Source organism: Serratia sp. ME47 (assembly GCF_903970925.1).
GTDB classification, from domain to species: domain Bacteria; phylum Pseudomonadota; class Gammaproteobacteria; order Enterobacterales; family Enterobacteriaceae; genus Serratia; species Serratia ureilytica.
Map to the genome: position 1 here is coordinate 12731 of NZ_CAJCKE010000040.1, position 17945 is coordinate 30675.

Below are 17945 nucleotides of genomic sequence, written 5' to 3' on the forward strand. Positions count from 1 at the left end.
TTTTTTCGCCTCGCGCCGGGTTATGACAAACTTTGCTACTATGGTTACAGCAGAAATTGACCGGCGCTTTTTACCTGACAACCAAGGACAGCACAAAACATGGACAGCCTCATTACCTTCGAAAAACTGACGGCGAAACACCTGCCTTACCTGTATGAGATCCGCTTTTCCGTCGAAGAGAATCTGCTGCATCCGCATCAGATCCAGTATCTGCAGCGCAAGCAGGCGCTGGAAGACATCAACCAGGGCGGTGGCTGGATCTGCAAGTATGGCGAGGACTATGCCGGCGTTGGATTCGGGTTGTTCATCCCCGAACCGTTGATCGGCGGACTGTTCGTGAAGCCGGAATACCAATCAATGGGAATGGGTTCTGCCTTGCTGGCGCGCGTCACTGCCTGGATGTTTGAGCACGGCGCCGAAGCCATTCACTTAACCACCGATCCCGGCTCTAAAGCCGAAGGTTTTTATCAACATCACGGTTGGGATGTGATCGGGCGGGATGAGTTCGGTCAGACGGAGCTGGTGAAACGCAAAGAGGGTGAATAATGAAAATCAAAGGATTGATGACGTTACTGCTGCTTTCGCTGTTCAGCGCACCGCTGTACGCGGCCGTTGACTCTTTTTACCTGAAGCCGGCGGACGGCGAGAAGATCAATGTCACCCGACAGATGCTGGAGGCGATGCCGTCGCACACGATTAAAACCTCGACCAATTTTACCCCGGAAGAGGCGTTCACCGGCGTTGAGTTTTCGGAGCTGGTGAAAGCGTACCATCTGCAAGGGAAGTCGGTGCGCGCCTTCGCGTGGGACGACTATTCCTATTCGATGCCGATTGACGAGATGATTAAATATCGCGTGATTGTCGCCTATCTGCGCGGCGGTAAGCCGATCGACGTGGGGGAGCTGGGGCCGTTCGCTATTATCTATCCGCGCGATCAATACCCCGAGCTGAATAACCTGGACGTGAACGCGAAAACCGTCTGGCAAGTCAAACGGCTGGAGATTAAATGAGATGAGCAAGAAACTGATCGGTACTCTTATCGCGTTGGTTGCCATCTTCTCCTTATTAATTTTGCTGATTGCCATTAACTTCGGTGGCGTAAAAGAGCGCTATAAGCAGATCGAACCCAATCTGGATAACTACTCGGTGGCCGAGATCCTGTTTCTGGCGTTTGAAAGAACCAAAACTGCGCTGCTGCTCAGTGAAAACGACGACTACGACGCTTTCCTGATCAAAAAGAAAATATTTTACTCGAAGATCCAAATCCTGGAGAGCCGCTCCACCTTCAGCGACTCTTTCTATTACGACGACGAATTTATCAAGAACGTCGCTCTGCTGAAGCAACAGTACCGAACGCTGGGCGATCTTTCCGTCGGTTTGCTGGCAGGGCGGAAAAGCAAGGCGGATATCCTCGCTTATATGGATGACATCGAGGGCACGTTGGTCGATATCCAGGAGATTATTTATCGGATACAAATTAAAAACTTCACCGAGGTTAAAGGCATCATCCAGGATAATTCGAGAAAAGCCGAGATGTTCGCCGTCTTATCGCTGATGTTGGTGTTCCTGATGATGTTCCTGGTGGTGAGAAACGCCTTCTCGTTAAAAGAGATCATCAAGAACAAGAACATCTTTATCTCATCCATCTACCATGAAATCGCCGGTTCGACGCAGGCCATCGTCATCGCCGCGGATATCATGGAGCACGAGCTGGCGCAGGAAGAGCTCAAAAAGGAGGCCCGCCTGATCTCCTACCACGGCAACAAGATCGCCGAACAAACGCGTGAGGTGATGGATTATTCGCGGTTTGAAATGGGGGAGGTTAACGTCAATATTTCCACCTTTCGGCTGCATGAGGTGGTGGACGATGCCATGACCAGTATCAGCGCCGGGCGCGGTAATCGCATCGTGGTGCGTCGTTCATCCTATGTTGGTTTGATTTGCTCCGACAAATACAAGCTCTACCGAATATTGGCCAATCTGCTCAGCAACGCGGACAAATTTACTCACCACGGCGCGATCATCCTCAACGTGAAGGTGTGCCATGGCAATCTGTATTTATGGGTCAAAGACAACGGCATCGGATTTAACGTTAATAATCTGGAACGGTTGTACAAGGCGTTCAATCAGGGAGTAGAAAGGGAAACGCGGCAGGGGCTGGGGCTGGGGCTGACCATTATCAAGAATTATGTGACGACGCTGAAAGGCGCCATCAGGGTCAAATCCACCGAAGGCGTTGGCTCATCGTTTTTCATCCGCATTCCGGTCAAACTAATTAAAGAATAAATTCGACAGCAGCAGTGAGGAGATAATCAGCGGTTTGGTCGGTTTTTCCACCAGGTGCACGTCATAGTGCAGGATCATATCGCCGATATTCTTCTCATAGTGATTCAGCTGGCCGGTCAGAATGATGATGCGCGCGTGCGGATCGAGGGTGTCCTTTATTTTCTTCACGACGCGTTCTGAGGTTTCGCCGAAGTCCAACAGCCAGTCCAGAATAAACGCCTCAAAGGACTGTTGCTCAAGTGCGGCCAGCATGGCATCCGCCGTTTGAAAGGTCTCGGTCTCAATGCCGTAGCGGCAGGCGATTTTCTTCAACAGCTCGAGGATATCGCTGTCGTTGTCCAGGATCGCGATGCGTGGCGCCGGCAGAAAGTCTATCTTGTTGACTCTGTACAGCGGTACGTCGGCCTGCGTATCCCGGCTGGTATTGATGATGAAAAGGTCATCTTTTTTGTAGGCGTAGGTTTCGTCGTCGTCCAGCTGTGTCACCGGGTGTTCGTCGACTTCAACCTTACAGCGTTTGTGAATGCTGTTCATGATAAAAACGCCGTTATGCGTTCTTTGGCCGGCGAATGGCTCGTTGAAGTACTGAAACACCTTTCTGACTTCGTCGAGGGTGATGCCCCTTTTACCATCCAGCTTCTGCTTGGCGCTGTTGTACTGAAGGTTCAGTATGTTGGCCATCGTGGAGGCATGTTTTCTGTCGCCAACCCCTTTCAGAGTGAGCAACGCGCTGATTGCATCGATGTAATTTGGCGTTTTCTTCATGACAACCTTGGCTTTTTTGATGTTGACCGCGAGCGTGGCAAATCTGCGCGAGGACCCGTGCTGGATTATAGATGATGCCCCGGAGGTTGCGGTGATATCAGTTTGATTTTCCTTGGCAAACTCAGAATACACTCGATATCAAATAAAAAAACACTCAAAAGACATTCACATTTAATCGTTTGTATGGTTAATTAGCGCACATACTGTGTGATTCGCGTCCTGGGGGGGTTGCCAGTCTCACAAAATAAACCGCCTGCTCTTGTCTGTAAGCAGGGAGCAGGCGGCAAAAAAACGCGACGGCCAACACCAGGGCCATTGGCAGTATCGGGGATTACCCCTCGAGTCACTTTTCGTCTCCGCATCGACTTTTTCCTCGTTCTGCCGTTCTCTGCCGCAACGGGCTCCATTGAAAAACACTCTGCGTGAGTGCTGAACACCGCTATTCCCTCATCATGCCCGTCACCTGAGCCGATAAAACCGCCTGTTCGTGCGTGCCCTCAGGCGCAGGTTCCAGGATGGCCGTTGGTGAGGAACCGGAGTCGCGCAAGAGCGTCCGTGCGCGATCCGGGGTTGGATAAGGCGGGGCCATCGAGAGGGAGACGGCCCCGGCCGACACCGGGTTTGGCGGTCGGCAACGTCACTATAATCGGCGCGTTTGCCGGCGCCAGCGCCACCGTTCGGCATTGCGCGGCCGCTCCAGCGTTTTCTTCGCACGGCGGTAAACGTTGCCGCTTATTGCGCGCTGCGTCCCAGATAATCGTCCCAGTCTTTCCACACCGGCTGCAGCCCGGCGTTGCTGATGGCCTCGGCGACCTGCTGCGGCGTGCGGCCGTCGTGCGGCTCAAACTGTTCCAGCTCAGGCGGTACGTCGTCGGCATAGCCGCCGGGTTGCGTCTTGGATCCGGCGCTGACGCTATTGATCGCCACCGGGATCATATGATCGCGGAAGTACGGCGACTCTCGGGTAGACAGCGACAGCTCAACGTCCGGCGCGAACAGCCGGAAGGCGCAGATCAGCTGCACCAGCTGAGGCTCACTCATGATAGACGCGGGCTCAATGCCGCCGGCGCAGGGGCGCAGGCGTGGGAACGAGATCGAGTAGCGGCTCTGCCAATAGGTTTGCTGCAGGTAGAACAGGTGTTCCGCCAGCAGATAGCAGTCGGTTCGCCAGCTGTGGGACAGGCCGATTAACGCGCCGAGGCCGATCTTGTCGATCCCGGCGCGCCCCAGGCGATCCGGCGTGGCCAGGCGCCAATGGAAATCCTGCTTCTGGCCGCGCAGGTGGTGCTGCAGATAGGTGGCCGGATGGTAGGTTTCCTGATACACCAGCACGCCGTCCAGGCCCAGCGTTTTCAGTTCGGCGTATTCCTCCTGCGCCAGCGGCTGCACTTCCATCATCAGCGAGCTGAAGTGGCGGCGGATCGCCGGAATGTGCTGGCGGAAATAGTCCATGCCGACCTTGGTCTGATGTTCGCCGGTGACCAGCAACAGATGTTCGAACCCCAGCGCCTTGATGGCTTCGCACTCGCGTGCAATCTCCGCCGCATCCAGCGTTTTGCGCTTGATGCGGTTGCTCATCGAAAAGCCGCAGTAGGTGCAGTCGTTGGCGCACAGGTTGGACAGGTACAGCGGCACATAGAAGCTGACGACGTTGCCGAACCGCTGACGGGTCAGCAACTGCGCGCGTTGCGCCAACGGTTCCAGATACGGCGCGGCCGCGGGGGAGATCAGCGCCATAAAGTCGTCGCGCGTCAGCTTGTCGGCGTTCAATGCGCGTTCCACGTCGCGCGCCGTTTTGCCGTTGATGCGCAGCGTAATGTCGTCCCAGTCCAGCTGTTGCCAGCGGCTACTGAAATCGTCGGTCATCACTGCGCCTCCTCTGGCTGGCTGAGGAAAGCGGTCAGCGGGCTGGACGCGACCGCGCCGCGCTGGCTGGAGCCTAATCCTGCGCTGCGTGCCAGCTCGCCGGCCTCCAGCGCCAGGCGAAATGCCCGCGCCATCTGCACCGGATCGCGCGCCACGGCGATGGCGGTATTCACCAGCACCGCGTCGGCGCCCAGCTCCATCGCTTCCAGCGCGTGGCTTGGCGCGCCGATGCCGGCGTCTACCACCACCGGCACCTTGGCTTGCTCGATGATGATTTCGAGGAAGTCACGGGTGCGCAGACCGCGGTTGGAGCCGATAGGGGCGCCGAGCGGCATCACCGCTGCGCATCCCACTTCTTCCAGCCGTTTGCACAGCACCGGATCGGCGCCGCAGTAGGGCAGCACCACAAAACCGTCTTTCACCAGCGTTTCCGCCGCCTTCAGCGTTTCTATCGGATCCGGCAGCAGGTATTTCACATCGGGATGGATCTCCAGCTTCACCCAGTGGGTGCCGAGCGCTTCGCGCGCCAGTCGGGCGGCGAACACCGCTTCGGCGGCCGTTTTGGCGCCAGAGGTATTGGGCAACAGCCTGACGCCCAACTGTTGCAGCGGCGCCAAAATGGCGTCGTTGCCGCCGCGCAGATCGACGCGCTTCATGGCCATGGTCACCAGCTGTGAGCCGGAGGCCGCCAGCGCCTCCAACATCAGCGCCGGGGTGGCGAACTTGCCGGTGCCGGTGAACAGGCGCGAGGTAAAAGTGGTATCGGCGATTTTCAGCATGTCAGCCTCCGGCGATCGCTTGAAACAGCAAAATGTCGTCACCGTCCTGCACCTGATGGTCGGCCCAGTCGGCACGTGGGATGATGGTTTGGTTGATCGCCAGCGCGGTGCCCGGCTGGTGGCGTTCCAGCTGGGTCAGCAGGGCGGCGACGCTGAGCGGCTGTGCCAGCTCCAGCGGTTGGTCGTTCAGACGGATCTTCATGCGGCGCCTCCGCAGACCGGGCAGGCGCGGGTCCGGCTCAGCTGCAGCGTGCTCCAGCTCTGCTGCTTGCCGTCGAACAGCCGCAGCTTGCCGCTGAGGGAGGAAGGCAGGCCGGCCAGCATCTTGATGGCCTCCAGCGCTTGCAGAGTACCGATCACGCCCACCACCGGGCCGAGCACCCCGGCGGTGCGGCAGTTGCGCTGCGGTTCTTCCTGCTCCGGGTACAGGCAGGCGTAGCAGCCGTGCGCATAGGGCGGCTCGAGCACCAGCAGCTGGCCGCTGAAACCCACTGCGCTGCCGCTGATCAGCGGCTTGGCGGCGGCGATGCAGGCGGCGTTGACCTCATGGCGGGTCGCCATGTTGTCGCAGCAGTCCAGCACCAGATCGGCGCGGGCGACCGCGTCGCGCAGCGCTTGCCCTTGCAGCCGCTGCGCCAGCGGGATGGACTCCACCAACGGGTTCAACGCCTGCAGATGGCGTTGCGCCAGCGCCGCTTTGCCGGTGGCGGTATCGGCGCTGCGGTACAGGATTTGCCGCTGCAGGTTGGTGACGTGCAGCGTGTCGTCGTCGGCCAGCAGCAGCGTGCCGACCCCGGCGGCGGCCAGATACAGCGAAGCCGGGGACCCCAGCCCCCCCAGGCCGACGATCAGCACCGTGGCGCGCTTGAGTTTTTCCTGACCTTCCGGGCCGACATCCTCCAGCAGCAGCTGGCGGCTGTAGCGCAGGAACTCCCGATCGTTAAGCATCGTTCGGCTCCTTACCTTCGATCAGCCGCAGCAGTTCGGCCGTCGCCGCGCGCCAGTCCGGCGCCTGGGTGATGGCGCTGACCACCGCCACGCTGCCGACGCCGCACGCCAGCACCGCCGGTACGCGATCGATACTGATCCCGCCGATCGCCACCGTCGGGTAATCCGCCAAACCGGCGATGTGGCGTTTTAACTCCGCCAGCCCCTGCGGCGCCGAAGGCATGTCTTTGGTTTGGGTGGGGAAGATGTGCCCCAGCGCGATGTAGGAGGGTTTCACCGCCAGCGCGCGCGCCAGCTCGGCATCGTCATGGGTGGAAACGCCGAGCCGCAGCCCGGCGCGGTGAATAGCCGCCAGATCGGTGGTATCGAGATCTTCCTGGCCCAGATGCACGCCGTAGGCGCCGTGCCTGATCGCCAGCCGCCAGTAATCGTTGATGAACAGCCGCGCCTGATAACGCCGACCCAGCGTGATGGCGGCGGCGATATCCTCTTCGACCTGCTCGTCCGGCAGATCCTTGATGCGCAGCTGGATCGTGGTAACGCCGGCCTCCAGCAGGCGAGCGATCCACGCCACGCTGTCGACGACCGGGTAAAGCCCCAGTTTGTGGGGCGTCGCCGGGAAGGGCGTCGTGATATCAGTCATTGCTCGTCTCCTCCTGCAGATTGCCGGCGCTGTGATACAGCTCGCTGCCGCGGGCGCGGAACTCGGCGGACATTTTCTCCATGCCGGTCAGCTGCACCTCGATCGGTTTGGCGGCCTCTTGGGCGGCGGCGTAGTCGCGCACCTCTTGTGAAATCTTCATCGAGCAGAATTTCGGTCCGCACATCGAGCAGAAGTGGGCGACCTTGCCGGACTCCTGCGGCAGGGTTTCGTCGTGATAGGCACGCGCGGTGGCCGGATCGAGCGCCAGATTGAACTGATCTTCCCAGCGGAATTCGAAACGCGCCTTGGACATGGCGTTATCGCGAATTTGCGCGCCCGGATGGCCTTTGGCCAGATCGGCTGCGTGGGCGGCGATCTTGTAGGTGATCAGGCCCTGTTTGACGTCCTCTTTATTCGGCAGGCCGAGGTGCTCTTTCGGCGTGACGTAACACAGCATGGCGCAGCCGAACCAGCCAATCATCGCCGCGCCGATGCCGGAGGTGAAATGGTCATAGCCCGGGGCGATATCGGTGGTCAGCGGGCCAAGGGTGTAGAACGGCGCTTCGTGGCAATGTTCCAGCTCTTCGGTCATGTTGCGGCGGATCATCTGCATCGGCACGTGGCCCGGGCCTTCAATCATCACCTGTACGTCGTATTCCCAGGCGATTTTGGTCAGCTCGCCCAGCGTATGCAGCTCGGCGAACTGGGCCTCGTCGTTGGCGTCCTGAATCGAGCCGGGGCGCAGGCCGTCGCCGAGCGACAGCGAAACGTCGTAGGCGGCGCAGATCTCGCAGATTTCACGGAAGTGCTGATAGAGGAAGTTTTCCTGATGGTGCGACAGACACCATTTGGCCATGATCGAGCCGCCGCGCGACACGATGCCGGTCAGGCGTTTGGCGGTCATCGGCACGTAGCGCAGCAGCACGCCGGCGTGGATGGTGAAGTAATCGACCCCTTGTTCAGCCTGTTCCAGCAGCGTATCGCGGAACATCTCCCAGGTGAGGTTTTCCGCCACGCCGTTGACCTTCTCCAGCGCCTGGTAGATAGGCACGGTGCCGATGGGCACCGGGCTGTTGCGCAGGATCCACTCGCGGGTTTCGTGAATATAGCGGCCGGTGGAGAGATCCATCACGGTGTCTGCGCCCCAGCGGGTGGCCCACACCAGCTTCTCCACCTCTTCTTCGATCGACGATGTGACCGCCGAGTTGCCGATATTGGCGTTCACCTTCACCAGGAAATTGCGGCCGATGATCATCGGCTCCGCCTCCGGGTGATTGATGTTGGCGGGGATGATGGCGCGGCCGGCGGCCACTTCCTGGCGCACGAACTCCGGCGTGATGTTGTCCGGCAGGTTGGCGCCCCAGCCCTGGCCCGGATGCTGGTGGCGCAGCACCTCGCCGCGAATGCGTTCGCGCCCCATGTTTTCACGGATGGCGATGAACTCCATCTCCGGGGTGACGATGCCGGCGCGGGCATAGTGCAGTTGGGTCACGCACTTGCCCGGCAACGCCTTGCGCGGCAGCGGCAGATGTTCGAAGCGCAGGTGATCCAGCCCCTCGTCCGCCAGACGCTGTTGGGTGAAGCCGGAACTGGCGCCGCTCAGGGTCGCGGTATCGCCGCGCGCGTCGATCCAGCCGGCGCGCAGCTTGGCCAGGCCGGCGTGCACATCGAGCTCGGCCTGCGGATCGCCGTATGGGCCCGCGGTGTCATATACCGGGATCGCCTCGTTCTGTTCATACTGCGGGCTATCTTTGCTGCCGCCGACCAGGGTCGGACTGAGCTGAATTTCGCGCATCGGCACCTGGATATCGCGGCGCGAGCCCTGCAGGTAGATGCGGCGTGAGTTTGGGAAAGCCATGCCTTGCAGCGTGTCGATAAACTGCTGGGCGGCTTCGCGTTGCGCTTTACGGGCGCGCGGTGGATTAACGTTAGACATAGCAAGTTCCTACCAGTGTGTTGGGTTGGGAAAGTTGCTTGTCTGGAGCTCGGAGGGAGTAATGATGGTGGCCGATAAGGCTGGGCGCCCGCAAGGGGAAGGCCGTGCCTGTGGCGATAGATTACTCTTGTTCCCTTCGCGGGTATTAACCCGATCAGGTTCCGCGGATCCCGAATTAACGGTCTCAGCCTGGCTGATTCGATGAACAAATCAGGCGCTAGGCACTCCGACAAGATGCCCCCCAGTATAGGAGGGATAAGAAAAAAAACTATAAAATTTTAACGCGCCGGATCCAGCGCCTGGTCTGGCAGCGGTTGCTGCGCGGCCTCCGCTTCCAACAGGATCAGCTTATCTTCCAGCGCAAAGCGCGCCGCCAGCGTTTCGCCGATATCCGACAAGGCCTGATGGAATTCCAGACAGACCTCCTGATCGATATCCACTTCGGTATAGCGATCGTGGAACGCCATGATCTGTTCGGTATTGGCCCATAGCTTGGGGTAGATGTTCACCGCCAGCGACATTTTCGGACTGGCTGCGCCTTCCACTTGTTTGATAATTCTGTCATAGATATGAAAATGCCCTGCTGAGAGGTAATCCACCAGGTTATGGCAAAAGTTCTCCAGCGCTTTTTCATTCAGCGGCGTATGCTTTTCTTTATTCGGTTTGAGGCCTACCAGCGTGCAGTAGGCGACCAGCAACTGCTTGCGGGCCTGAAGCCATTGATCAACTAATTCATTACTACCGCCAACGCGCTGAGTCAGCCTTTCCAAACGGTTGAGCATGTTTGACTCCGTGTAAGTAACAAAAGTAACCGGTAAGTTATTAAAATGTAACAAAGCCGATTTGTAGAGTGCCAGTGAAGCTGAGGTTGTGCAACAACGATATGGAACTTGCATTAACGGGCAATGAAAACGGCTGGTGGATCGTCAGCCATGAAAGCAAACTTTGGTTACCGAACGGTGAATTGCCGTCAGGAACGGCCGCCGCCCTCGGGCTGCAGGGCCACATGGCGCGCGTCATCGGTGAGTGGGAGGGCGCGCCGGTCTGGCTGGTGCGCCAGGCGATGCCGCGGGAGATGGGATCGGTGCGTCAGCTGTTGGATCAGGATCGCGGTCTGTTCCAGCTTGCCGGGCGTGGCGTGCAGCTGGCGGATTTCTACCGCTCCCATCGCTATTGCGGCTACTGCGGCCATGAGATGCATCTCAGCCGCACCGAAAGCGCCTGCCTCTGCGGCCACTGCAAAGAACGGTACTACCCGCAGATTGCGCCCTGCGTGATCGTCGCCATTCGGCGCGACGATCAGATCCTGCTGGCACAGCACGTGCGCCATCGCGGCGGTATCCACACGGTGCTGGCCGGTTTCGTCGAAGTGGGCGAAACGCTGGAGCAGGCGGTGGCGCGCGAAGTGATGGAAGAGAGCAATATCGAAATCAAGAACCTGCGCTACGTCACTTCACAACCCTGGCCGTTCCCACACTCGCTGATGATGGCCTTTATGGCCGATTACCATCAGGGCGACCTTCGTCACGATCCCAAGGAGCTGCTCAACGCCGGCTGGTATCGCTACGACCAACTGCCGCTGTTGCCGCCGCCCGGCACCGTGGCGCGCCGGTTGATTGAGGACACCGTGGCGCTGTGCCGGGAAGAATAATGTACAATGGCCGGCAGATTATTAAGGGAGCCCCATAAATGACTGAGTTGAAGAACGATCGCTACCTGCGCGCGCTGTTGCGCCAGCCGGTGGATGTGACCCCCGTATGGATGATGCGCCAGGCCGGTCGTTATTTGCCGGAATACAAGGCGACCCGCGCCCAGGCCGGTGATTTCATGTCGCTGTGCAAGAACGCGGAGCTGGCCTGTGAGGTTACGCTGCAGCCGCTGCGCCGCTATGCGCTGGACGCCGCCATTCTGTTCTCCGACATTCTCACCATTCCCGACGCCATGGGGCTTGGCCTGTACTTTGAAGCCGGCGAAGGCCCGCGTTTCAGCTCACCTATCACCTGCCGTGCCGACGTCGACAAACTGCCGGCGTTCGATCCGGAAGTGGAGCTGGGCTATGTGATGAACGCGGTGCGCACCATCCGCCGCGAGCTGAAGGGCGAAGTGCCGCTGATCGGCTTCTCCGGCAGCCCGTGGACGCTGGCTACCTATATGGTTGAAGGCGGGAGCAGCAAGGCCTTCACCAAGCTGAAAAAGATGATGTATGCCGAGCCGGCCACGCTGCACCTGTTGCTGGACAAGCTGGCGGACAGCGTGATCCTGTACCTCAACGCCCAAATCAAGGCCGGCGCGCAGTCGGTGATGGTGTTCGACACCTGGGGCGGGGTGCTGACCGGGCGCGATTACCGCGAGTTCTCGTTGCACTACATGCACAAGATCGTCGATGGCCTGCTGCGTGAAAATGACGGCCGCCGCGTGCCGGTGACGCTGTTTACCAAAGGCGGCGGGCAGTGGCTGGAGGCGATGGCCGCTACCGGCTGCGATGCGCTGGGGCTGGACTGGACCACCGATATCGCCGACGCGCGTCGGCGCGTGGGCGACACAGTGGCGCTGCAGGGCAATATGGATCCGTCGATGCTCTATGCTTCTCCGGCGCGCATCGCGGAAGAGGTGGAGACCATTCTGGCCGGTTTTGGCCACGGTAACGGTCATGTGTTCAACCTGGGCCACGGCATCCATCAGGATGTGCCGCCTGAGCACGCCGGCGCCTTCGTCGAGGCGGTGCACGCGCAGTCGGCGAAATACCACCGTTAAGGATTCGATGTGACCGATATGCAGGCCCTGCGCGCCGAACAGCTGCGGCGCGCTGCTGAAGTCATTCGCTACGACGATCTGCCGGCCGAACCGCCGGCCTTCATCGCCGGCGCTGACGTGGGCTTCGAGCAGGAGGGGGCGGTGACGCGTGCCGCCATCGCCATACTGCGCTATCCGTCGCTGGAGCTGGTGGAATATCAGGTGGCGCGCATCGCCACCGTCATGCCTTATATCCCGGGCTTCCTGTCGTTTCGCGAATACCCGGCGCTGTTGGCCGCCTGGGCACAGCTGCGGCAAAAGCCGGGGCTGATCTTCGTCGATGGCCACGGCGTTTCACATCCGCGGCGCCTCGGCGTCGCCAGCCATTTCGGCCTGCTGGTCGATGTACCGACCATCGGCGTGGCCAAGAAGCGCCTGTGCGGCAAATTCACGCCGCTGGAGGCCGCCGTCGGCGCGCTGGCACCGTTGGAAGATAAGGGGGAACAGCTGGGCTGGGTATGGCGCAGCAAGGCACGCTGCAACCCGCTGTTCATCTCTACCGGTCACCGCGTGGGTGCCGACAGCGCACTGGCGTGGGTGCAGCGCTGTATGGCGGGCTACCGTTTGCCGGAGCCCACCCGCTGGGCCGACGCTATCGCTTCGCGCCGTCCGGCGTTTCAGCGTTGGTTGCAGCAGCATCCGGAGGTGTCGCCATGAGCGATTTCGGGTACACTGCGCCGCAGATAACGCGTAAGAGAGTAAAGCATGCTACGTAACCCGATTCATTTACGTCTGGAACGGCACGAGGCTTGGCAACATTTGACCTTTATGGCCAGTTTGTGCGAGCGTATGTACCCGAATTACCAGATGTTCTGCAAACAGACCGAGTTCGGCGATCCGGCGATTTATCGCCGCATTCTGGATTTGGTGTGGGAAACGCTGGTGGTGAAGGACGCCAAGGTCAACTTCGACAGCCAGCTCGAGAAGTTGGAAGAGGCGATTCCGTCGGCGGAAGATTACGATCTTTACGGCGTTTACCCGGCAATTGATGCCTGTATCGCATTAGGGGAACTGATCCATTCGCGGCTCGGCGGGGAGACGCTGGAGCACGCCATCGCCATCAGCGAAACATCGATTCGCACCGTGGCGATGTTGGAAATGACTCAAGCCGGCAGGGAAATGACCGACGAAGAGTTGGGAAGTTTGCCTGCGGTAGAGGAAGAATGGGACATTCAATGGGAAATTTTCCGCCTGTTGGACGCCTGTGAAGAGCGCGATATAGACCTGATCAAGGGGCTGCGATCCGACCTGCGAGAGGCCGGTGTCAGCAACATCGGGATAAATTTAGCGCAATAAGGCAACAAAACGTGATTTAACGCCTGATTTGTCATGCCTTAAGGCTTCACATCCGCACCCTGTCTGGTCTACATTTGGGGGGCGTAAAAAAAGTGGCTATCGGTGCGTGTATGCAGGAGAGTGCTGTCAATCGGCATATCCGTCGCACTCGATGCTTTGCAAACGATAAACACACTGTAAGGATAACTTATGAACAAGACTCAACTGATTGATGTAATCGCGGACAAGGCTGACCTTTCCAAAGCACAAGCTAAACTGGCTCTGGAATCCACCCTGGCTGCTATTACTGAGTCTCTGAAAGAAGGTGATGCAGTACAATTGGTTGGCTTCGGTACTTTCAAAGTAAACCATCGTAGCGAGCGCACTGGCCGCAACCCACAGACTGGCAAAGAAATCAAAATCGCAGCAGCCAACGTGCCTGCGTTCGTTTCTGGCAAAGCACTGAAAGACGCTGTTAAATAAGACCGCGCCTCGGTGAAAAGATTAAACAGAGGGGCGATGGCGCCCCTTTTGTTTACTCGTCGGGTGCTCATGGCCGCCGGCATCGCCCTCGGTCTGAGCGCCTGCAGTTTCCATTCCGATATTCCCAGCTTTACCGCCAGCGGCTTTGTGGCCGATCAAGGCGTGATACGCCTGTGGCGTAAAGACGATGAGCAACATCGCCCGCAGGTGCTGGTCAGCGTCTACAGTCCCTACCGCGGACCGGGTACCATCACCACGCTGTACACCTATCAGGGCGACGTGCTGCGCCAAATCAAACGCAACGACGCCGACGGCGATCGAGATTCCATTCAACTGCGCTTTGCCGACGACGGCACGGTGAGCTTTATGCAGCGCCAGCTTGCGACACGCCGCGAACCGCTGACCCGCGATGAAATCGCCCTGTATCAATATCAGGCGCGACGTATCCTCGAAGTCAGCAATGCGCTGCGCGCCGGCAAGGTCAAATTGCTGCAGGGGCGTTGGTTGCAGGGCGAAGTGCAAACCTGCGACGGGCAGCGCTTAAAACCCGGGTTGGATGCTTCCGCCATCGCCTGGATCGAAAAACGCGCCCGCAGCAGCAGCCGGCCGGTGAGCGTCGCCTGGTTGGAAGCGCCGGAAGGCAGCGAGCTGCTGCTGGTGGCGAACGACGACTTCTGCAGCTGGGAACCGAAAGAAGACCAGCTATAAAAAAGGCCCCGCGCTGCGGAGCCTCTTGTCATGACCTTATCAGGTCAAATCACTTGCCGCGCGCAATCGCGCGATAACCGATATCTTTGCGGCAGAAGCTGCCCGGCCACTGGATGCCTTCCGCCAGCTGATAGGCGCGTTGTTGCGCCTGCGCCACGGTGTCGCCCAGCGCCGTCACGCACAGAACGCGGCCGCCGCTGGTGACGACGTCATCGCCCTGCAGGCGCGTGCCGGCATGGAAGACCTTACCGTCGGCGCTTTCCTGTTGCGGCAGCCCCTGGATCACCTCGCCGTTGCGATAGTCACCCGGATAACCGCCGGCCGCCAGCACCACGCCGAGCGCAGGGCGCTCGTCCCAGTCGGAGGTTTTCTCGTTCAGGCGGCCTTCGGCTCCCGCCAGGCACAGTTCCACCAGATCGGAACGCAGGCGCAGCATGATCGGCTGGGTTTCCGGATCGCCGAAACGACAGTTGAATTCGATCACCTTCGGCTGGCCGTCGGCGGCGATCATCAGGCCGGCGTAAAGGAAGCCGACGTAGGTGTTGCCTTCCGCCGCCATGCCGCGCACCGTCGGCCAGATCACCTGGTCCATGGCGCGCCGGTGGATTTCGTCGGTCACGACCGGTGCGGGAGAATAGGCGCCCATGCCGCCGGTGTTCGGGCCGGTGTCGCCGTCGCCGACGCGCTTGTGATCCTGGCTGGTGGCCATCGGCACCACGTTCTCGCCGTCGACCATCACGATGAAGCTGGCCTCTTCACCGTCAAGGAACTCTTCCACCACGATGCGATGGCCGGCGTCGCCGAAGGCGTTGCCGGCCAACATGTCGCGCACCGCCTCTTCCGCTTCCTGCAGCGTCATCGCGACGATCACGCCTTTACCGGCCGCCAGGCCATCGGCCTTGATGACGATCGGCGCGCCTTTGCGGCGCACATAGGCCAGCGCCGGCTCCACCTCGGTGAAGTTTTCATATTCGGCGGTCGGGATGCGGTGGCGCGCCAGGAAATCCTTAGTGAAAGCTTTGGAGCCTTCGAGCTGCGCGGCGGCCTGCGTCGGGCCGAAGATTTTCAGACCGGCGGCCTGGAAGGCGTCGACCACGCCAATCACCAGCGGGGCTTCCGGCCCAACGATGGTCAGACCGATGTCATGGCTCTGGGCGAAAGCGACCAGGGCGGGGATATCGGTGGCGGCGATCGCCACGTTCTCCAGATTGGCTTCCAGCGCGGTGCCGGCATTGCCCGGCGCAACGTAGACTTTATCCGCCAGCGGAGACTGGGCGGCTTTCCAGGCCAGCGCGTGCTCGCGCCCGCCGTTGCCGATAATCAAAATGTTCATCAGGGGCTCCACGAATGGCGTGCGCCGAAGCGCACGCGGCAAAAGGAATTAATGGCGGAAATGACGCATGTCGGTGAAGATCATCGCGATGCCGTGTTCGTTGGCGGCGGCGATCACTTCGTCGTCGCGGATCGAGCCGCCAGGCTGGATCACGCAGGTGATGCCGACTGCAGCTGCGGCATCGATGCCGTCACGGAACGGGAAGAAGGCGTCGGAGGCCATGGCGGATCCTTTCACTTCCAGCCCTTCGTCGCTCGCTTTGATGCCGGCGATCTTGGCGGAATAAACGCGGCTCATCTGGCCGGCGCCTATGCCGATGGTCATGTTGTCACGTGCATAAACGATGGCGTTGGATTTCACGAACTTGGCCACTTTCCAGCAGAACAGCGCGTCACGCAGTTCCTGTTCGGTCGGCTGGCGCTCGGATACCACGCGCAGATCGGCGGCGGTCACCATGCCGAGATCGCGATCCTGTACCAGCAGCCCGCCGTTGACGCGCTTGAAGTCCAGCCCCGCCACGCGTTGCTGCCACTGGCCGCAGGCCAGCACGCGCACGTTCTGTTTGGCGGCCAGCAGGGAGCGCGCTTCCTGAGTGACGTTTGGCGCGATGATCACTTCCACGAACTGGCGGCTGATGATCGCCTGCGCGGTGGCGGCGTCCAGCTCGCGGTTAAAGGCGATGATGCCGCCGAAGGCGGAAGTCGGGTCGGTTTGGTAAGCGCGCTCATAGGCGGCGAGGATGTCGTCGCCGATCGCCACGCCGCAAGGGTTGGCGTGCTTGACGATCACGCAGGCCGGTTCGGCGAACTCTTTCACGCATTCCAGCGCGGCGTCGGTATCGGCGATGTTGTTATAGGAGAGTGCTTTGCCCTGCAACTGCTCGGTGGTCGCGACGGACGCTTCCTTTACCTCTTCTTCTATATAGAAGGCGGCTTGCTGGTGGCTGTTCTCACCGTAACGCATATCCTGCTTCTTGATGTAGTTGAGGTTCAGGGTACGAGGGAAGCGGCCAGACGGCTGTTCGGTCTCGCCGTGGTACGCCGGCACCAGCGCGCCGAAGTAGTTGGCGATCATGCTGTCGTAGGCGGCGGTGTGTTCGAAGGCCTTGATGGCGAGATCGAAGCGGGTGGCATAGCGCAGCGAGCCGTCGTTGTTGTCCATCTCGGTAATGATGGCGGCGTAGTCGCTGCTCTTCACCACGATGGCGACGTCTTTATGGTTCTTGGCGGCGGAGCGCACCATGGTCGGGCCGCCGATATCGATATTTTCGACCGCGTCTTCCAGCGAGCAATCTGGGCGCGCCACGGTTTGGGCGAACGGGTACAGATTGACGACCACCATGTCGATAGGCTGGATGTCATGCTGATTCATGACCGCGTCGTCCTGGCCGCGGCGGCCGAGGATACCGCCGTGAACTTTCGGGTGCAGGGTCTTTACTCGTCCGTCCATCATCTCCGGGAAGCCGGTATAGTCGGAAACTTCGGTAACGGGCAGACCGGCGTCTGCCAGCAGGCGGGCGGTGCCGCCGGTTGAGAGCAGTTCAACGCCGCGCTGGGAAAGCGCTTCGGCGAATTCAACGATACCGGCTTTGTCAGACACGCTGAGCAGAGCCCGGCGGATTGGACGAGGTTGTTGCATGGTTTTATCCCTTGGCTTTGAGTCGCAATTAAAGAGCGTTACGTGAATGTCCACCTCGTTCTCTCTATAAAGCGCGGTTTTCTGCCTTATAAAGGGAGGGACAGGCACAAATTCAGGTAACGCCCCCGTAAAAAGGGGGATCGTTTCGTCGCGGGGAATTGTAGCGAAAACGTTTGCGTGGCGCTCGTAAATTTTCCGTACAAATCGCATCTGTGGATAACACTGTGTGCAAGTGGGTATAAAGCGGGGTTTTGCTGTGGAATGCAGCTAACGATCGTTTTTGCTGAAAATACCTGTTGCGGCCTGCGAGGAACTCCCTATAATGCGCCTCCATCGACACGGAACATGTGAACAACTTCACAGAGTATCCGGGGGTCGCAGAGAAAAAATCCTGAAAATTAGGGTTGACTCTGAAAGAGGAAAGCGTAATATACGCCACCTCGAGTTAGCAAGCGAAAGCGCCTAACTCACTGCTCTTTAACAATTTATCAG

19 protein-coding genes and 1 riboswitch are annotated in these 17945 nt (G+C 59.6%); of the genes, 9 read left to right on the forward strand and 10 right to left on the reverse strand.

Features of this window, described 5'->3' with window-relative positions:
- Positions 1–99 precede the first annotated feature (99 nt).
- From H7A77_RS23760 to H7A77_RS23770, 3 genes are read left to right on the forward strand one after another with little or no spacing between them, the layout of a single operon-like run.
- Entirely contained in the window at positions 100–546 is a 447-nt protein-coding gene (locus H7A77_RS23760; protein ID WP_108680056.1) for an N-acetyltransferase, read from the forward strand.
- Positions 546–1010 (forward strand): oxidoreductase, encoded by a 465-nt coding sequence (locus H7A77_RS23765; RefSeq protein ID WP_033644359.1) that lies wholly within the window; start codon positions 546–548, stop codon positions 1008–1010. The genes H7A77_RS23760 and H7A77_RS23765 overlap by 1 nt, the downstream gene beginning before the upstream one ends.
- A gap of 1 nt (position 1011) precedes the next feature.
- Complete coding sequence (locus tag H7A77_RS23770) at positions 1012–2286, forward strand: sensor histidine kinase KdpD (RefSeq protein ID WP_108680057.1); 1275 nt, start codon at positions 1012–1014, stop codon at positions 2284–2286.
- Here the strand turns inward: H7A77_RS23770 and H7A77_RS23775 are convergent.
- From H7A77_RS23775 to H7A77_RS23810, 8 genes are all read right to left on the reverse strand, one after another.
- Positions 2272–3051, reverse strand: coding sequence for a helix-turn-helix domain-containing protein (locus tag H7A77_RS23775; protein ID WP_046688068.1), 780 nt, complete (start codon positions 3049–3051; stop codon positions 2272–2274). The two genes, H7A77_RS23770 and H7A77_RS23775, sit on opposite strands and share 15 nt — an antisense overlap.
- Positions 3052–3783: 732 nt before the next feature.
- Positions 3784–4917: a 2-iminoacetate synthase ThiH gene (thiH, locus tag H7A77_RS23780; protein ID WP_033644362.1), complete on the reverse strand. Its 1134-nt coding sequence runs from the start codon at positions 4915–4917 to the stop codon at positions 3784–3786.
- Positions 4917–5696 (reverse strand): thiazole synthase, encoded by a 780-nt coding sequence (locus H7A77_RS23785; RefSeq protein WP_033652706.1) that lies wholly within the window; start codon positions 5694–5696, stop codon positions 4917–4919. Before H7A77_RS23785 ends, thiH begins: the two co-directional genes overlap by 1 nt.
- A 1-nt stretch (position 5697) precedes the next feature.
- Complete coding sequence (gene thiS, locus H7A77_RS23790; RefSeq protein ID WP_016929423.1) at positions 5698–5898, reverse strand: sulfur carrier protein ThiS; 201 nt, start codon at positions 5896–5898, stop codon at positions 5698–5700.
- Positions 5895–6644: a HesA/MoeB/ThiF family protein gene (locus tag H7A77_RS23795; RefSeq protein ID WP_182074735.1), complete on the reverse strand. Its 750-nt coding sequence runs from the start codon at positions 6642–6644 to the stop codon at positions 5895–5897. The genes thiS and H7A77_RS23795 overlap by 4 nt, the downstream gene beginning before the upstream one ends.
- On the reverse strand, positions 6637–7287 hold the full coding sequence (thiE, locus tag H7A77_RS23800) for a thiamine phosphate synthase (protein ID WP_072626854.1): 651 nt from the start codon (positions 7285–7287) through the stop codon (positions 6637–6639). Before thiE ends, H7A77_RS23795 begins: the two co-directional genes overlap by 8 nt.
- Positions 7280–9223, reverse strand: coding sequence for a phosphomethylpyrimidine synthase ThiC (gene thiC / locus H7A77_RS23805; protein ID WP_033644366.1), 1944 nt, complete (start codon positions 9221–9223; stop codon positions 7280–7282). Before thiC ends, thiE begins: the two co-directional genes overlap by 8 nt.
- Before the next feature lie 114 nt (positions 9224–9337).
- A riboswitch (TPP riboswitch) is annotated at positions 9338–9462 on the reverse strand.
- 39 nt (positions 9463–9501) lie between these two features.
- The gene (locus H7A77_RS23810) at positions 9502–10005 is read right to left on the reverse strand and encodes an Rsd/AlgQ family anti-sigma factor (protein WP_019456431.1); all 504 of its coding nucleotides are present in this window, start codon (positions 10003–10005) and stop codon (positions 9502–9504) included.
- A 101-nt stretch (positions 10006–10106) separates the two neighbouring features.
- Here H7A77_RS23810 and nudC point away from each other — a divergent pair, with 101 nt between their 5' ends.
- The 6 genes from nudC to H7A77_RS23840 all read left to right on the forward strand — a co-directional run bounded on the left by nudC (position 10107) and on the right by H7A77_RS23840 (position 14482).
- On the forward strand, positions 10107–10874 hold the full coding sequence (gene nudC, locus H7A77_RS23815; protein ID WP_033652716.1) for an NAD(+) diphosphatase: 768 nt from the start codon (positions 10107–10109) through the stop codon (positions 10872–10874).
- A 38-nt stretch (positions 10875–10912) separates the two neighbouring features.
- Positions 10913–11977 carry a uroporphyrinogen decarboxylase gene (hemE, locus tag H7A77_RS23820; protein WP_033652710.1) on the forward strand — a complete coding sequence of 355 codons (1065 nt, stop codon included), beginning with the start codon at positions 10913–10915 and terminating at the stop codon, positions 11975–11977.
- A 9-nt stretch (positions 11978–11986) separates the two neighbouring features.
- Positions 11987–12673, forward strand: a complete 687-nt coding sequence (gene nfi / locus H7A77_RS23825; protein ID WP_164057979.1) for a deoxyribonuclease V — start codon at positions 11987–11989, stop codon at positions 12671–12673.
- Between the two features lie 48 nt (positions 12674–12721).
- Positions 12722–13312: a YjaG family protein gene (locus tag H7A77_RS23830; RefSeq protein WP_033644369.1), complete on the forward strand. Its 591-nt coding sequence runs from the start codon at positions 12722–12724 to the stop codon at positions 13310–13312.
- Positions 13313–13501: 189 nt separating this feature from the next.
- Entirely contained in the window at positions 13502–13774 is a 273-nt protein-coding gene (hupA, locus tag H7A77_RS23835; RefSeq protein WP_004929874.1) for a nucleoid-associated protein HU-alpha, read from the forward strand.
- A 36-nt stretch (positions 13775–13810) separates the two neighbouring features.
- Positions 13811–14482, forward strand: coding sequence for a DUF1481 domain-containing protein (locus tag H7A77_RS23840; protein ID WP_080273415.1), 672 nt, complete (start codon positions 13811–13813; stop codon positions 14480–14482).
- Positions 14483–14531: 49 nt separating this feature from the next.
- Here H7A77_RS23840 and purD read toward each other — a convergent pair whose 3' ends face one another.
- Positions 14532–15815 carry a phosphoribosylamine--glycine ligase gene (gene purD / locus H7A77_RS23845; protein ID WP_182074736.1) on the reverse strand — a complete coding sequence of 428 codons (1284 nt, stop codon included), beginning with the start codon at positions 15813–15815 and terminating at the stop codon, positions 14532–14534.
- 48 nt (positions 15816–15863) lie between these two features.
- On the reverse strand, positions 15864–17453 hold the full coding sequence (purH, locus tag H7A77_RS23850) for a bifunctional phosphoribosylaminoimidazolecarboxamide formyltransferase/IMP cyclohydrolase (RefSeq protein ID WP_182074737.1): 1590 nt from the start codon (positions 17451–17453) through the stop codon (positions 15864–15866).
- Positions 17454–17945 lie beyond the last annotated feature (492 nt).

What these genes read in the sequence shown, in the direction of transcription:
- H7A77_RS23785 (WP_033652706.1), bottom strand. Translation starts at nt 5,696, where the DNA reads ATGCTGAAAATCGCCGATACCACTTTTACCTCGCGCCTGTTCACCGGC.
- purH (WP_182074737.1), bottom strand. Translation starts at nt 17,453, where the DNA reads ATGCAACAACCTCGTCCAATCCGCCGGGCTCTGCTCAGCGTGTCTGAC.
- H7A77_RS23830 (WP_033644369.1), top strand. Translation starts at nt 12,722, where the DNA reads ATGCTACGTAACCCGATTCATTTACGTCTGGAACGGCACGAGGCTTGG.
- thiC (WP_033644366.1), bottom strand. Translation starts at nt 9,223, where the DNA reads ATGTCTAACGTTAATCCACCGCGCGCCCGTAAAGCGCAACGCGAAGCC.
- hemE (WP_033652710.1), top strand. Translation starts at nt 10,913, where the DNA reads ATGACTGAGTTGAAGAACGATCGCTACCTGCGCGCGCTGTTGCGCCAG.
- H7A77_RS23795 (WP_182074735.1), bottom strand. Translation starts at nt 6,644, where the DNA reads ATGCTTAACGATCGGGAGTTCCTGCGCTACAGCCGCCAGCTGCTGCTG.
- H7A77_RS23760 (WP_108680056.1), top strand. Translation starts at nt 100, where the DNA reads ATGGACAGCCTCATTACCTTCGAAAAACTGACGGCGAAACACCTGCCT.
- H7A77_RS23770 (WP_108680057.1), top strand. Translation starts at nt 1,012, where the DNA reads ATGAGCAAGAAACTGATCGGTACTCTTATCGCGTTGGTTGCCATCTTC.
- H7A77_RS23775 (WP_046688068.1), bottom strand. Translation starts at nt 3,051, where the DNA reads ATGAAGAAAACGCCAAATTACATCGATGCAATCAGCGCGTTGCTCACT.
- thiH (WP_033644362.1), bottom strand. Translation starts at nt 4,917, where the DNA reads ATGACCGACGATTTCAGTAGCCGCTGGCAACAGCTGGACTGGGACGAC.
- hupA (WP_004929874.1), top strand. Translation starts at nt 13,502, where the DNA reads ATGAACAAGACTCAACTGATTGATGTAATCGCGGACAAGGCTGACCTT.
- purD (WP_182074736.1), bottom strand. Translation starts at nt 15,815, where the DNA reads ATGAACATTTTGATTATCGGCAACGGCGGGCGCGAGCACGCGCTGGCC.
- thiS (WP_016929423.1), bottom strand. Translation starts at nt 5,898, where the DNA reads ATGAAGATCCGTCTGAACGACCAACCGCTGGAGCTGGCACAGCCGCTC.
- nudC (WP_033652716.1), top strand. Translation starts at nt 10,107, where the DNA reads ATGGAACTTGCATTAACGGGCAATGAAAACGGCTGGTGGATCGTCAGC.
- H7A77_RS23765 (WP_033644359.1), top strand. Translation starts at nt 546, where the DNA reads ATGAAAATCAAAGGATTGATGACGTTACTGCTGCTTTCGCTGTTCAGC.
- H7A77_RS23810 (WP_019456431.1), bottom strand. Translation starts at nt 10,005, where the DNA reads ATGCTCAACCGTTTGGAAAGGCTGACTCAGCGCGTTGGCGGTAGTAAT.
- thiE (WP_072626854.1), bottom strand. Translation starts at nt 7,287, where the DNA reads ATGACTGATATCACGACGCCCTTCCCGGCGACGCCCCACAAACTGGGG.
- H7A77_RS23840 (WP_080273415.1), top strand. Translation starts at nt 13,811, where the DNA reads ATGGCGCCCCTTTTGTTTACTCGTCGGGTGCTCATGGCCGCCGGCATC.